General features: G+C 38.5%; 16 protein-coding genes. 5 read left to right on the forward strand and 11 right to left on the reverse strand.

The window, feature by feature from the left end; translation table 11 throughout:
- Positions 1–16 precede the first annotated feature (16 nt).
- On the reverse strand, positions 17–1,327 hold the full coding sequence (locus BFL47_RS00500) for an aspartate kinase (protein WP_069657830.1): 1,311 nt from the start codon (positions 1,325–1,327) through the stop codon (positions 17–19).
- 605 nt (positions 1,328–1,932) lie between these two features.
- Between BFL47_RS00500 and BFL47_RS00505 the strand changes: the two genes are divergently transcribed.
- Positions 1,933–2,127 (forward strand): DUF3606 domain-containing protein, encoded by a 195-nt coding sequence (locus BFL47_RS00505; RefSeq protein WP_083256915.1) that lies wholly within the window; start codon positions 1,933–1,935, stop codon positions 2,125–2,127.
- Positions 2,128–2,357: 230 nt separating this feature from the next.
- On the opposite strand, the gene pncA is transcribed toward BFL47_RS00505, so the two are convergent.
- Genes pncA through BFL47_RS00520 form a run of 3 tightly spaced genes read right to left on the reverse strand, consistent with a single transcriptional unit; the run spans position 2,358 to position 4,891 of the window.
- The gene (pncA, locus tag BFL47_RS00510; RefSeq protein WP_069657832.1) at positions 2,358–2,975 is read right to left on the reverse strand and encodes a bifunctional nicotinamidase/pyrazinamidase; all 618 of its coding nucleotides are present in this window, start codon (positions 2,973–2,975) and stop codon (positions 2,358–2,360) included.
- A gap of 33 nt (positions 2,976–3,008) precedes the next feature.
- Positions 3,009–3,524 (reverse strand): hypothetical protein, encoded by a 516-nt coding sequence (locus tag BFL47_RS00515; protein ID WP_083256916.1) that lies wholly within the window; start codon positions 3,522–3,524, stop codon positions 3,009–3,011.
- An 8-nt stretch (positions 3,525–3,532) separates the two neighbouring features.
- Positions 3,533–4,891, reverse strand: coding sequence for a dicarboxylate/amino acid:cation symporter (locus BFL47_RS00520; protein ID WP_069657833.1), 1,359 nt, complete (start codon positions 4,889–4,891; stop codon positions 3,533–3,535).
- Between the two features lie 63 nt (positions 4,892–4,954).
- Here BFL47_RS00520 and BFL47_RS00525 point away from each other — a divergent pair, with 63 nt between their 5' ends.
- From BFL47_RS00525 to BFL47_RS00535, 3 genes are read left to right on the forward strand one after another with little or no spacing between them, the layout of a single operon-like run.
- On the forward strand, positions 4,955–5,476 hold the full coding sequence (locus BFL47_RS00525) for a hypothetical protein (protein ID WP_069657834.1): 522 nt from the start codon (positions 4,955–4,957) through the stop codon (positions 5,474–5,476).
- A 30-nt stretch (positions 5,477–5,506) separates the two neighbouring features.
- Complete coding sequence (locus BFL47_RS00530; protein WP_069657835.1) at positions 5,507–6,004, forward strand: RNA polymerase sigma factor; 498 nt, start codon at positions 5,507–5,509, stop codon at positions 6,002–6,004.
- Positions 5,991–6,581, forward strand: a complete 591-nt coding sequence (locus BFL47_RS00535) for a hypothetical protein (protein WP_069657836.1) — start codon at positions 5,991–5,993, stop codon at positions 6,579–6,581. The genes BFL47_RS00530 and BFL47_RS00535 overlap by 14 nt, the downstream gene beginning before the upstream one ends.
- On the opposite strand, the gene BFL47_RS00540 is transcribed toward BFL47_RS00535, so the two are convergent.
- The 7 genes from BFL47_RS00540 to BFL47_RS00570 all read right to left on the reverse strand — a co-directional run bounded on the left by BFL47_RS00540 (position 6,578) and on the right by BFL47_RS00570 (position 13,717).
- Positions 6,578–7,219: a hypothetical protein gene (locus BFL47_RS00540; protein ID WP_069657837.1), complete on the reverse strand. Its 642-nt coding sequence runs from the start codon at positions 7,217–7,219 to the stop codon at positions 6,578–6,580. The genes BFL47_RS00535 and BFL47_RS00540 overlap by 4 nt on opposite strands.
- A gap of 39 nt (positions 7,220–7,258) precedes the next feature.
- Entirely contained in the window at positions 7,259–7,840 is a 582-nt protein-coding gene (locus tag BFL47_RS00545; RefSeq protein WP_069657838.1) for a DUF4230 domain-containing protein, read from the reverse strand.
- Between the two features lie 72 nt (positions 7,841–7,912).
- Positions 7,913–8,869 (reverse strand): thioredoxin-disulfide reductase, encoded by a 957-nt coding sequence (trxB, locus tag BFL47_RS00550; RefSeq protein WP_069657839.1) that lies wholly within the window; start codon positions 8,867–8,869, stop codon positions 7,913–7,915.
- Positions 8,870–8,922: 53 nt separating this feature from the next.
- Positions 8,923–9,504, reverse strand: a complete 582-nt coding sequence (locus BFL47_RS00555; protein WP_069657840.1) for an LOG family protein — start codon at positions 9,502–9,504, stop codon at positions 8,923–8,925.
- A gap of 341 nt (positions 9,505–9,845) precedes the next feature.
- Positions 9,846–11,318, reverse strand: a complete 1,473-nt coding sequence (gene guaB / locus BFL47_RS00560; RefSeq protein WP_069657841.1) for an IMP dehydrogenase — start codon at positions 11,316–11,318, stop codon at positions 9,846–9,848.
- Between the two features lie 516 nt (positions 11,319–11,834).
- Entirely contained in the window at positions 11,835–12,896 is a 1,062-nt protein-coding gene (locus tag BFL47_RS00565) for a DNA topoisomerase IB (protein ID WP_069657842.1), read from the reverse strand.
- Positions 12,897–12,898: 2 nt separating this feature from the next.
- On the reverse strand, positions 12,899–13,717 hold the full coding sequence (locus BFL47_RS00570) for an alpha/beta fold hydrolase (RefSeq protein ID WP_069657843.1): 819 nt from the start codon (positions 13,715–13,717) through the stop codon (positions 12,899–12,901).
- Positions 13,718–13,811: 94 nt separating this feature from the next.
- On the opposite strand from BFL47_RS00570, the gene BFL47_RS00575 reads away from it, so the two are divergent.
- Positions 13,812–14,729 carry an alpha/beta hydrolase gene (locus BFL47_RS00575; RefSeq protein ID WP_069657844.1) on the forward strand — a complete coding sequence of 306 codons (918 nt, stop codon included), beginning with the start codon at positions 13,812–13,814 and terminating at the stop codon, positions 14,727–14,729.
- Position 14,730: the final 1 nt, after the last annotated feature.

A 14,730-nucleotide genomic window follows, 5' to 3' on the forward strand; every position in this document is an offset into this window, starting at 1 on the left:
AAAAGGCGAATAGAATTTAAAATAATCTACTATGAAGACTTCTTAAAGCTTCAATTTTATCAGTCGTGTCTACCACTAAGGAAATATTGCAATCACTGGCTCCATAGGATATCATTCCGATAGATAAATGCTTTAATGACTCGAAAACACGTGAGGCGAATCCATGAGAGTGATAGGAAAAATCGCCCACCACACATATGATAGATTGATCAGAAACAGATTTAACCGTACCAAATACTTTCAGCTCCTGCAATATTTCAGCTAAGTACCGCGTATCATCAATGGTTACTGAAACAGCCACTTCAGAAGTTGTAATCATGTCAATTGGCGTCTTGTAACGCTCGAAAACTTCAAATACCTTTCTTAAAAAGCCGTATGCAAGTAACATTCTGCTTGATTGTATCCTGATTGAGGTAATATTATCCTTTGCAGCAATTGATTTAATTTTACCTCTTTCACTATCATCTGTAATCAATGTACCGGGAGCAGATGGTTCCATTGTGTTCAATAACCTGACCGGTATTTTGTACTTCTGTGCAGGAAAAACACTCTGAGGATGTAATATTTTCGCACCAAAATAAGCAAGCTCGGCAGCCTCATCAAAAGATAATTGCGCAATAGGTTTAGTCCCTTGAACAATCCGTGGATCATTATTATGCATGCCATCTATATCGGTCCATATCTGAACCTCTTCTGCCATGATAGCTGCACCTATAAGTGAGGCCGTATAGTCACTTCCCCCTCTTCGCAGGTTGTCTGTTTCGCCAAATGAATTGCGGCAAATATATCCCTGTGTAATAAACAAATGATGATCTGGCCTGCTATCAATTAAAGGATGGATATGCGATCTCAAATAATCAACCATAGGCTCATTGTCCTCATCAATCCGCATAAAATCAAGAGCTGGCAGCAATATGGATTTAATCCCTAACTCTGTTAAATAAAAATGGTAAAGTGTAGTCGATAGTAATTCCCCTTGAGCAAGGATAACTTTTTCTTCTACTGGTGTAAACAGATCGGTTGAAAATGAACCTATAATAGAGAAATGATAATTAATTAATTCTGTACCATTTTTTTTACCTTCTTCAGTAGAGTACAGTGTTGATACAAATAGCTTGTATTTCTCGTATAATGAATCCAACAGCTGCTTTGCCTTTCGCTTATCTCCGCTCAGGTATGATTGGGAGATTTCAACTAAACTGTTTGTCGTACCGGCTACTGCAGATAATACTACAATTTGCCTTTCTTCGGGTTGAATTATGGAGAGAAGGTTTTTCATCCGTTCGGGACTTCCTACAGATGTACCTCCAAATTTTTTAATTTTCATTATGTACTAAAATTCTATTATGAGTTTGCTTTTATCAGTTGCTAAAAATAATTAAAACGAAGCTATAATCTACGGTTATTTATTGTTTTATAGCATTTGACTTCGGTTTTAATGAATTAGACCTGTTTTTGCGATTAAATATCATGGTACGGCAAGAATTAGGTTCTGCTGAAGTACAGAAGCATCCTTTACTGACAACTCCCTGCTTAACCCGAATAAACTAAAAACTCCCCGCCCATCTTAACGATTTGGGTGTAATCATCCAGTTATATCAAACACAAGCTACTCCCTTGGTATGCTACGATTTAACCGAACTGTTTACGAAAAAAAAACACAATAAATATTGAATTTTTCTGCTCAGAAATTCAAATAGGGCCTAATAGCAAAAGATTTCAGATACAAATCTTCCTAATTATTCTCAAATACAGTGAATATTTATTTCATACGCTACAATTAATTAATCGCAATCGTATATATGAGTTCATACATCTATTTTCTATTATTTCAAGCTTAATTACACCAATGTTAATTTTATACAAACATTCAGTTAAATCAAACATTTACTAAAACAATATCGAAATTATCACATTTTATTATACAAACTAATGATCATGAAAACTGCCAATAAATCTTATAAAGAAAAAACTCTCATCAGTATGTATATTGATGAAGAAGTTGACTATTGGGCCAACAAATGGGGTGTATCTAAAGAGAGTATAAAGTCTGCTGTTAAGGCATTAAGATCCAACTCCATAACTGAAGTACACGATTACCTTTTCGGTAAAGAGTTCTCAAAATAAAATAGAAAGCAATTTGGTTGTGTATAAAGTTTTCTATTAGCAGGAACAGCTTAATCCTGCTAATAGAAAACTTTATACAGAAAGCATAATCTAGAATACACCTATTTTTAAATTACTATGAATATCGACTGAACCGGTTGCCTAAATCACCAGGAACAAGCTTGATCAAACAACCTATTAAATATTAATCTTTGAATTAAATAACTCAATGATCCCATTCTTCAAATAGATCAGGCAACAATAAGCAATTCATTACTCTGAATCACATACCCGCCCTCTTTTATAATCTCTGCCGCCACTGCTGCAAATTTATCTGGAAACACTGATCGTACCGCATCATCAATAATAAAAGTCTCAAAACCTTCTTTTATCGCATCCTTGGCAGAGTAATAAACACAAAAATCACCTGCTAAGCCAACAATATAAACACAGGTAACTCCCCTACCTCTTAAATAATCCGCCAATCCGGTCGACTTCAAATGGCCATTATCAAAGAATGCACTGTAACTGTCTATATCTGGATTTGTCCCTTTTCTAAATATTGCTTCAATTCGATGCTGACTAAGTTTTTCAGACAGAGTGGCACCTGGAGAAGCCTGAACACAATGATCCGGCCATAAAACCTGGGGTAAACCCTTAATGTCTATGGTGTCGTAAATCTCCTTGCCAGGATGATTAGAGGCAAAACTCTTATGAGAAATAGGGTGCCAATCCTGCGTAGCTACAACCAGTTTAAAGTGCTCTTGCAATTTATTAATTACAGGAATAACTTCATCACCATGTTTAATTTCAAGACTTCCACCTGAAAGAAAGTCATTTTGAACATCAATAATTAATAATGCCTCCATAAAAACTATAATTAAAAGCTAAATAATTAACGTTTAAGCCGGTTTATTTGTTTCTGTACGCGCTTGGGCCTCATCTAAACTTTTATTGATCGTTTCAATCAAAACCCGCACAGCATCTTTCAACTTCGGATTACCATCGTAATTCAAATCAAAATACACTTCTTTAGATTTACGTTTATATTTGAATTTAATATAATAATGCGGCGAATTAACGCCAGCCTGATCTTTGCGGCCTCTTATCTGTGTTGGAAAATCCCAAAAGCCATAATCAGTCGCTTTTCTATGTAAGTAAAGAAGGTCATCTTTAGTTAATTTCAATTTTGTTTTAACCAAGGAATCATCACTATCGATATATTGATAGTTCTGGGTTTTCGAATCATATTGATTCAACAGCGAATCACCCGTACCATACCTGTAGGTAAATGACTCAAACTCAGAAAACTTATACGGTGCATTCTTAACCATCATACCATAATAATACCCACAGTAGAGCATAAAAGGCACAATAACACTTGCTGCAAGAAATATCTTTTTCCCTCTATCTTTCATATTTATAATTAGTCCTTTACCGGATGGAACTCATTCTCCCACTTCGCCACTACGATTGTTGCCAAACAATTTCCAATCACATTTACCGACGTCCTGGCCATATCCATTAGTTCGTCAATACCCAAGATTATAAATATGGGCCAGGTTGGCATCCCAAAGGAAGCCGCAGTACCCAATAATATAACCAAGGAGGCTCTTGGCACTCCGGCAACACCCTTACTGGTCAGCATCAATGTAAAACCTATAATTACCTGATGTCCAAAGGTTAAATTCATTCCAGCGGCCTGTCCTACAAAGACAGTTGCTAAGGCCAAATATAACGTTGTTCCATCTAAATTAAAACTATATCCTGTAGGCATTACGAATGCGACAATTTTCCGGGGAACACCCATCTTTTCCAGGTTCTCCATTGCACGCGGGAGTGCTGCTTCAGAACTAGTTGTAGCAAATGCAATGGACACAGGTCCTGCTATTGCCGCTAAAAACTGTTTAATCGGAACACCTACAATCAGTGCTATTGGCAACAAAACACCCAACAGAAAGACCAGTAATGCTACATAAAGCGTGGCTAAAAGCTGTATCAAGTTGACCAAAATGCCCAATCCCATATGCCCAACGGTATAAGCAATGGCTGCACCAACACCAATTGGCGCAAAATACATCACGATATTCGTAAATTTGAACATCACCTCAGAAAGACTTTCTACGAAGTTCAACATCGGCAACCGTTTATCTTCCCTAACCATGGCTAACCCAATGCCAAATAAAATACTAAAAATAACGACTTGCAGAATCTGCCCTTCCGCGATAGATTTAGCAATGTTCTCCGGAAATATATGTAGGATAATATCTGTAGTGGTTTGTGCAGTAACAGCGGGTAACTCTTCATGAATTCCTGCAGGAATCTTAATACCTACGCCAGCCTGTGAAATATTAATAGCTGCTAATCCAATAAACAAAGCAATCGTTGTAACTACTTCGAAATATAAAATCGACTTCCAGCCCATTCTGCCCACTTGCTTTAAGTCAGCATGCCCTGCAATACCATATACCAGCGTCGCAAATAGTAAAGGGGCCACAATGGTCTTGATCATTTTAAGAAAAATCTTACTTAGTACCTGTAGATCCATTCCGATCTGCGGATAATCATGCCCTATTTCAGCACCAATAACCATAGATACTAAAATCCAGGAGGTTAATGATTTCTTCATTATAGCATAAAAAACTAAGCCTGCAATAGCAAGCCATCTCGAGAAAATTAAGGCAACATCAGGTATAGTAAAAATGTTATACTGATTTAAAAACAATAGAATAGCGGCTATGGAAACCGTGATGAGAGCAGTATAACCCGAATTATTTAACTTCATGAAGACATTTTAATCTTAACAAATGTAATTTTTTTAGCTTTACCACACAAATAATGATTTCTGATGAAACCCGAAAGTCTAACTGAAATAAAAAAAGAGTTAAAAAGCATCAATCCCACCGAATTGGTTGAAATCTGTTTTAAACTGGCTAAATTTAAAAAAGAAAACAAAGAATTCCTTCATTATTTGCTTTATGAGTCTGAATTTCCACTCGATTATGCCGAAAAAGTTAAATCATCCCTTCAACCCAGCCTGGAATCTTTGAATAAAAGCAATTATTTAAAGATGAAAGAGCTTCGGAAACAGCTTCGTATTGTTACGAAACATATTCGTTATACGTCGTCAATTGAAGTTGAAATCACACTTCTTACCTGGTTTGCCACGATGATGGTCAACTATGCAGACGTCAGATTGTCTAATAAAGCCCTATTTGCTTTATTTACCCGACAACTGGAGAAGATTCATAAATCATTCGCAAGGCTTCACGATGACCTTCAATTGGATTATAGCGGGTCTTACATCGCCTTATTGGATCAAGCCGAAAAGTTCATTAGTGGCTTTCATAAAGAAAAGTATACTTTGTAACAAAAAACCACTCCTACTATCTAAATTTTAATGACACATAAGGAAACTCTTTTTGGCGATATTTTCAAGGCGAATTCCAAAAAGATTTATCACCTATGTTACGGTTATACCGGTGATGACGATGCTGCAAATGATCTGATGCAGGAAACCTTTATGAAGGTATGGCAAAACCTGGATAAATTCAGAAATCAAGCCATGATATCCACCTGGATTTATAGAATAGCGGTAAATACATGCCTGTCCTGGCTCCGGGTAGAGAAACGCCAGGCTAAAGAACCATTAACAAACGATATCATTGAAAACAGTACGGAAGAAGTTTCCGATAAAAATGAGCAGGTCGATAAATTATACAAATGTATTGCTCAACTCGAGGAACATGAACGCCTCATTATAACCATGGTTCTGGATGAACTGCCTTACGCTGAAATTGCCGATATCTCAGGAGTATCTGAAGGTAATTTACGTGTTAAAATACATCGCATTAAAAATAAGCTGACTGAAATATATAATCGTTATGAAAGATTTTAACGCTTTGAAGGATTTGTGGAAGGGTCAGACAGATGAACCTAAGATGAACTATGAGGACATCCTAAAAGATGTCAGGAAATCGAATCGTAGTTTATCGAACAAAATACGCTTAGAAACGCTTGTCATGCTGGCAGGTATAATTCTATTTATCTGGATTTGGCTCAACTTTTCGTTCCTCATGTGGACGACTCACGTTTCCCTCGCCATCCTCATTAGTTGTTGCTTATATTATGTGATGGTTGAGTTTCTGGATTATAAAAGCCTGTCGCACTCTGATCAGGTATTACAAAAACCAGACGAGTATATCCATTATTTAAAAGAATACAGTAGTAGCCGACACCGGTTTAACACACGGAATTACTTAATATACAGCTTGTTTATTGGCTTGGCCATCTGCCTGTATTCCATCGAAGTATATTATGTATCGCCGCTGTGGCAGACTATTCTAGCTGCCGTATTCACCATAGGCTGGTTTCTCGTATGCTGGAAACTCATGATTGGTTACAGGAAACGCGAGCAGGAGCGGCTTGATGATATGATCAACAACCTGGAAAAATTAAAGAACCAGTTCCATTAATCAGCTTTTTTATCTGCTTTAATCTCATTTACAGCAAAACTATTCCCCCGGATACTATACCCCAATAACTTTTTACCAGTTGGTTTTGTGCCGGCAGTATCACTTTCATCAAATAGAGAAAACTCTCTGAATAATGCACCATCCTTGATATAAAGCAAATCTTTCCCGCGGTATAATTTCTTTGTTGAATTCGTTAAATCCGGGAATTTAAGCTCTTTATAAGATCCGCTTTCAGAAAATTCATACACGTAAAGAGATAAGTAATGATCCTTTTCTGTACCTACTGCCTGTATGAACAACTCCGGATTCCCATCCGAATCCATATCCATATTCCAGGCATCCGTGATCTTTCCATCCAGTTCACCAGTGATAGACTTATACTCATTATTCAACGAGTCGGAACGCAGAATAAGATATGCAGCCGACAATTTGGCTCCCCTACCCCAACTCAATATATCCAACGTTAAACCTGGTTTTATTTCGACGACCTTATGTACATGGAAAGGTTGCGGAAGAACGACCTTTGCAACCGAGTCTTTCACCTGCTTCTGATCTTTAGTAGTTGAAGTACAGGACACCATGGAAGTAGTAGCCACCAAAAATAAGGAAGAAATGATAATCTGATAAGAAATTTTCATGTTCGATACTTGAATTAAACAATTGACGCTAAAAATAAATTATTTAAACTTGATACCAACACGTTTACCGGAAATATTCTCTAGAATAGGCTTAAAAATAACAAATGCATTCTCTCTGGTCTTGCCCAATATATCCATGTCTTTTGCATTTTGCAAAATCCGCTGCTCCGCAAGTTTATAAATCTCCTCTACCATCGTCTTCGTATCATCAGCAAACCAAGATCCCGTTACATCGTAAACGCGTGACCTTTTATGATCCAATTTAAAATAACAGATCTCAGGTTGAGGTAAATAAACAGTGATTGAGTCGGGTGTTGACTTCTCAATATCTTCCTGTTTCATTTTGGTTAGATCGATACAACCCGCCACTTCTCCTGCAGCAACGAGTAAAATCCTTTTATCAGGCAATAAAGTCCTCAACTCTTTCTTCTCTATCACATCTTTCATATTGTATTTCACCAGTTCCAGCTTGCCGATATTGGTGATCTTTTCAATCATTACATCCGCCGTAATTTCAGTACGTGTTTCTACGAATTGCTTCTTCATGTAAAAGAAAAGGCCTACCAGTAAAACAATAGTAATAATCGAAAATAAAAGTGTAAAAAAAATTCTTTTCTGCATATAAGAGTTTCAGAATTTGAAGGATATAAATTGCTTCAGAAGGCAATTTATATTTTAATGGAAATATAAAGCTTAAACGGTTTGTTCAAATTCCTTCGCAGCCAGGTAGCGTTCTGCTTCCAGAGCAGCCATACAACCTGTTCCAGCAGCCGTTACAGCTTGACGGAATAGATGGTCCTGCGCATCGCCACAGGCAAATACACCTTCTATATTGGTTTGTGTCGAATCACTTTTTGTAATCAGATAACCGGTTTCATCCATATCTAACCAGCCTTTAAAGATATCCGTATTCGGCTTATGTCCTATAGCCACGAAAAATCCAGCTACCGGAATAATCTTTTCTTCTTCTGTTTGGTTATTTCGAACCCTGATTCCAGTTACATTCAGCCCATCACCCACTATTTCTTCAGTCACTGTGTTGTAGTGGATCTCAATATTAGGGGTATTCAATACGCGGAATTTCATAGTCTTGGAAGCTCTGAATTCATCTCTCCTCACCAACATATGCACCTTACTGCACAGTTTAGCCAGGTAAGTCGCCTCTTCTGCTGCAGTATCACCTGCACCTACAATAGCTACTTCCAGGCCTTTAAAAAAGAACCCATCACATACAGCACAGGCGGAAACGCCAAAACCGTTATATTTTTGTTCACTGGGAAGACCTAGCCATTTTGCTGTCGCACCGGTAGCAATGATTACCGTATCAGCTGTGATCGTTCTAACTTCATCAATAACCACTTTATGAGGCGTGCTGGAAAAATCTACTGAAGTAGCATAGCCAAACCTGATTTGGGTACCAAAACGCTCTGCCTGCTTGCGAAAATCTTCCATCATAACCGGCCCCATGATCCCATCAGGGTATCCTGGGAAGTTTTCTACATCAGTAGTTTGGGTAAGCTGTCCACCTGGAACAATCCCTGTATATAATACTGGCTTAAGATCAGCGCGGGCTGCATAAATTGCTGCAGTATATCCTGCTGGTCCTGAACCTATAATTAGGCATTGAACATGTTCTGTTTCCTGATACATAAAAATTAATTATTTTACAAAAATACGAGATTTATAAGGGATACCAATCAGCTTTATGTAAGATTACGCTCCTTAAACCAAAGCTCATCTGTTATGCCATTAAACTGACTCATTTTTGCTAGCAACACCTCCGGATCCGACTCATTAAATACCATTTCGCGGTTCTCTTGCTTTAAAAATTTCTGTTCTACCATAACATTCATTTGCGCAAAAAGATGATCGTAATATCCTCCAATATTTAGAACCCCAATTGGTTTATTATGCAAGCCTAGCTGAAGCCAGGTTAGCACTTCAAAAAACTCCTCCATCGTACCTAATCCACCGGGGAGGATGATGAAACCATCCGAGATATCAGCCATATTTTTCTTCCGCTGATGCATATTCTCCGTAATGATGAGTTGTGTCAATTCGATATGAGGCACCTGATCGAACAAAAACTGAGGAATTACCCCTGTTACTGTCCCGCCGTTTTCCATAATCGCAGTAGAAATCAATCCCATTAACCCAACATTTCCTCCACCGTAAACCAGGTTGATCTTTTTACTTATAAATATAGAGGCTAATTTTTCAATTGATTCCTTTAACGCTGGATTTCCGTTGAAACCAGACCCGCAATAGACGCATATACTTTTCATAGAAAACTAAAATACAAAATGAAAATTAATGTTTTGATTAAGATAAACAAGAAAGGACTAGAATATAAATGATTCGGGTCAGCCAGGCAACATCTGTTCTGGTGCTGGCTTATATCCGGCTCCGTTGACGCTTCATGGTTCGACTCGAGTCGAAGCTGCAAGCCAGCACCAAGGGTGATAGGGCGAACAAGCAAGCAAGGAGTAAGCTTCAATTTGCCTTTCTGACCTTATCTTGTCTCCTTTACAGTGGCAAGCCGTTTATAAGTTTAGCATCTGCACGTTGAAATTTGATAATAAACAGATCAGGAAGTAAATTTCCTGATCTGTTTATTTAACCTCAGCTATCTGCTGGTATAATTTGGTGCTTCTTTAGTAATAGTGATATCGTGTGGGTGGCTTTCTCTCATTCCAGCAGCGGTGATGCGTACAAAACGGGCATTCTGCAGTTGTTCTATAGTAGCAGCACCACAGTAATGCATTCCTGCTCTTAAACCGCCTATGTATTGGTAAATTACCTCGCTCAATGTGCCTTTGTAAGGAACACGACCTACAATTCCTTCTGGAACCAGTTTAGTAACCACATCGGTATCGTCTTGAAAATAGCGATCCTTAGATCCTTTTTCCATCGCATCCACAGATCCCATACCACGGTAAGATTTAAACTTTCTACCCTCATACAGAATAGTTTCACCCGGAGATTCTTCCACACCCGCAAATAAGGAACCTGCCATGATGGTGCTTGCTCCGGCCGCTAAGGCTTTTACAATATCGCCGGTTTGCTTAATACCGCCATCGGCTATTACCGGAACATTTCGTCCCCGGAGTGCCTTAGCGCATTCGTAAACGGCATAGAGTTGAGGAACACCTACACCAGCCACAATACGGGTGGTGCAAATTGAACCGGGACCAATACCTACTTTTACAGCATCTGCGCCAGCATCTGCCAGCGCAATAGCCGCTTCAGCAGTACCTATATTTCCTGCTATAACCTGCAGCTCGGGATATAATTTTTTAATAGCTTTAACCATGTTGATCACTCCGGCAGAATGACCGTGAGCGGTATCGACAACTACTACATCCACACCGGCCTGAACCAATGCAGTGACTCGTTCAATGTTATCAGCGGCAACGCCAACACCTGCTCCAACACGTAAACGACCTAAATCATCTTTACAAGCCAAAGGGTAGTTTTTATATTTTTGGATGTCTTTGAATGTAATCAGACCAACAAGCTTTCCATCACTGTTTACTACCGGAAGCTTCTCTATTTTATATTCCTGTAAGATCACCTCTGCCTCCACCAATGTAGTTCCCTGTACAGCAGTGATCAGGTTTTCCTTAGTCATGACCTTACTCAAAGGCAAACTCATATCTTTTTGGAAACGAAGGTCACGATTTGTGATAATGCCCACTAAGATACCATCCGGATTAATCACCGGAATCCCTCCGATGCCATTATCCTTCATGATTTTGCTGGCCTCTCCTACTAAGGCGTTTTCAGGAAGAGTTACCGGATCCTGAATGATCCCACTTTCAGATCGCTTTACTTTCCTTACTTGTTCAGCCTGACGTTCAATCGTCATATTCTTATGCAGAATGCCGATACCACCAGCCTGTGCAATTGCGATTGCCAGTTCTGACTCAGTAACAGTATCCATAGCTGCTGAAACAATAGGAATATTTAAGCGAATTTTCTTTGTAAGAAAGGAGCTGGTATTCACATCCCTTGGGAGGACTTCAGAATAAGCTGGTATGAGTAAAACGTCATCGTATGTAAGACCATCGGAAACGAATTTTTCAGGATCAAGCTGCATAGCAAATAGGTGTTTATTTGCAGGGCAAAGCTACAGAAAATTGCGTAATGATACAACACTTTGTATCATCTAAGTGCTAAATTCTGCAATTTGAGTGTAGTTTATTTGGTACAACCCATTAAGATCCAAGTATTAACCAAGGTTAAAACACCCTCTTTTAACGTGATAATGTCACAACACTTGAGTTAATAGATAAAACTTTGCTAATTACCTTCAAATGCAGGTATTTGGCAAGCTATTTTCTATGTATAAAGTACAATTAAATAGTATGAAAATTTATACGAAGCTCAGACTGAAGATGTGGAATCTTGTAGGCGGAGTTCAACAACTTATTTTTGTTTACTTCAGGATCTAATTTCAGTTACCCGTTCTCTTACAAACTTTTAGATAGTGTATATTAAGCAATGATGTTAGCTTTGCAAGCTTTTCACAGATATGATCTAACACTAATTACCTTTCAGTGATTTACTTTCAAGGGTCTTACTTTAATTCTTAATTATATTAGCCTACTTTTCGTTATTTCAGAGAATTTCTCTTTTTCCTTTCCGAACGCAGAAAACTTAACAGCACCTTTTCATCTGAATTTAAGGAAGTATCGGCACTTTGATTTTGACTTTTACTTACCTTTTTTAGATAAGAAAATAGTGAACCGGCTTCGTATGCTTCTATAAGTGGAGGAAAAATGTAATATTTTTTACAAACAGTACGCGTATTTCCTAATTTATGACATACATGATCCAGAACGGCTAGAGTGGTTTTCTTTCGTATGGTAATTTGCCCGGAATATTCCATCTCGGAATAGGCTCTTAGAGCTTCCAAAGAACCGGACCAGGTTCTGAAATCTTTTGCGGTGAAGTCGCAACGAGTTACTTCCTTCAGATATCGGTTAACCATACCGGAATCTATAGAACAATGTTTCCCCGCAGCATTGTAGTACTGAAAAAGCTCTTGTCCGGGAATATCCTTACATTTCTTAACCAATCGGGCTAGGTTCCTATCGGTAAGATTAATATCATGCATCACTCCTTTTTTGCCTTTGAAGGTCAGCTTCATGTTGCTTCCTTCAATTTTGATATGTTTATCACGCAGGGTACTTAAACCATATGAACCGTACAACTCCTTATATGATTCATTACCGATCCGAATATTAGTTTTTTGCATAAAGTTGACGGATATAGCCAGTACTTTACGCTCATCAAAGTTCTTGCGTTTTAAATCCTTTTGCAGTTTTCTACGAAACTCAGGCAGCCTTTTCCCAAATTCAAGGAGTCTGTAAAACTTACTTTCGTTTCGAAATGACGACCAGGTAGAATGATAACGGTACTGTTTTCTACCGGCCTGATCAATGCCGGTAGCCTGCAAATGAGCATTGTGATGGTAAGCGATCCAAACATTTACCCATGCTGGAGGTAAAACCAGACTTTTAATTCTTTTCAGGATTATTTCGTCTGCTATCTCTGCTCCCTTTTCATCAACATAAACATAACCTTTCCCGTTCTTTTTCCGGATAATGCCTGGTGTAGTCTCATTTACATAAAAAAGGTCATTCTCCTCCAACAATTGTTCGGTTTCGGTCATAATCAATCTTTTAAAAATTGAGATAAAAAATCCATCATTTCCACGTTAAACGCGGTTGGATTCTCTACGTTTGGCAGATGTCCGGCATTAGCAATATTCACTATTCGGGAATTATTCAATTGATGATGCAACATTTCAGCTTGTTCCCGAGGCATCAACACATCTTCTGCTCCCCTCATAACGAGTACCGGAATCTCAACCTGGCACAGGAAGGAAGTGGAATCTGTACGAGATGCCAATGCAAGTTGAGCGGAACAGATGGTAAAATCTTTGGTATTGTACACCAAATTGGTAATATGGTCCACCGTGTCCTGATTGGTTTGGGCTGTTTTGTCACTAAATATATTTTTCAAAAACCCTTCTGCGAACTCCTTCTTTGCTCCATGAGTGATTTGTTCTATGGAGGCAAACCGTTTTAATTTAGCTTCATTCGTGTCAGCTAAGGCATTCGTATCACAAAGGATCAATCCCACTATGTTCTCTGATGAGCGCTGAAGTGTCCGGAGAGCAATATAGCCTCCCATAGATACGCCGCAAAGCACTACATTTTTTAGCGATAAGGTCTTGATGAGATTGTTCAAATCAGCGGCAAACAGATCAATACTAAAGAAACAATGTCCGCTTTCACTTCCACCAAATCCCCTGATATCATAGGCAATCCCCTGAACATTTTCGGGCAAAATTTCCAGTTGATTACCCCATATAGTCAGATCGAACGGAAATCCATGGATAAAAATCAGGGTAACATCCTTCCGAGAAGACTCTTTAATTCTATATTGTACTTGGAGACCGTTTATCTCCATTTGTTTATTTATAATCATGAAAGCAAATTTATACCATTAACAAAAAATTTTCTACATAGTTCTAATAGGTGTTTTTAGATACTATTGCTATATTGCGCTTAAAATAAAACCAATGTATAAAATATTAATTCTTTTGTCAGGACTACTCATTTCAATGGAGCTCAGCGCACAAAGCATCATTCCACTATATACAGGAAAAGTTCCTAATTCCGTTACTGCTCCCGATTATAAGGAAGAAAAAGTGGTCAATGCAGAAGGGCAGATCAGATATGGTAAGGTATCTCAACCAACCCTTGAAATCTATTTACCGGAAGCAAGTGCCGCTACAGGTGCTGCAGTATTAATTATTCCGGGAGGCGGTTATAGTATTGTAGCCTATACTCACGAAGGGATGGATATTGCCAAAGAATTTAACAAAATGGGCATTGCCGCATTTGTACTAAAATACCGATTACCATCTGATAAAATTATGGTGGATAAAACGATCGGACCTCTGCAGGATGCACAGCAAGGCATAAAAACCATCCGTATGCGGGCGACTGAGTGGAAAATTAACCCTGCCAAGGTAGGAATCCTTGGCTTTTCTGCAGGTGGACACCTTGCTTCTACTGCTGGAACTCATTTTGCTAAGGCGGTTATCCCTAATAAAGAAGGTACCAATCTTCGTCCGGATTTTATGGTACTAGTTTATCCGGTGATCAGCTTAAGCGATAGTTTAATGCACAAAGGCTCAAGGGATAAATTGTTAGGTAATACGGCTTCATCTGAACAAATAAAACTGTATTCCAATGAGTTGCAGGTTACATCAGACACTCCTCCAACTATTTTGATCCAAGCAGGAGACGACAAAACGGTTCCGGTTGGAAATAGTATCGTGTTTTACCAAAGCCTGATAGCTCATGGTGTTCTTGCGGAAATGCATTTGTATCCTAAAGGAGGACATGGATTTGGTCAGGTTCCAGGCAGAACTCCCGATCAATGGACAGAGCGGGTACAGCATTGGTTAAAGTCATTAGATATCATTAAATAAA

This window comes from Arcticibacter eurypsychrophilus (genome assembly GCF_001730525.1).
Classification (GTDB): domain Bacteria; phylum Bacteroidota; class Bacteroidia; order Sphingobacteriales; family Sphingobacteriaceae; genus Arcticibacter; species Arcticibacter eurypsychrophilus.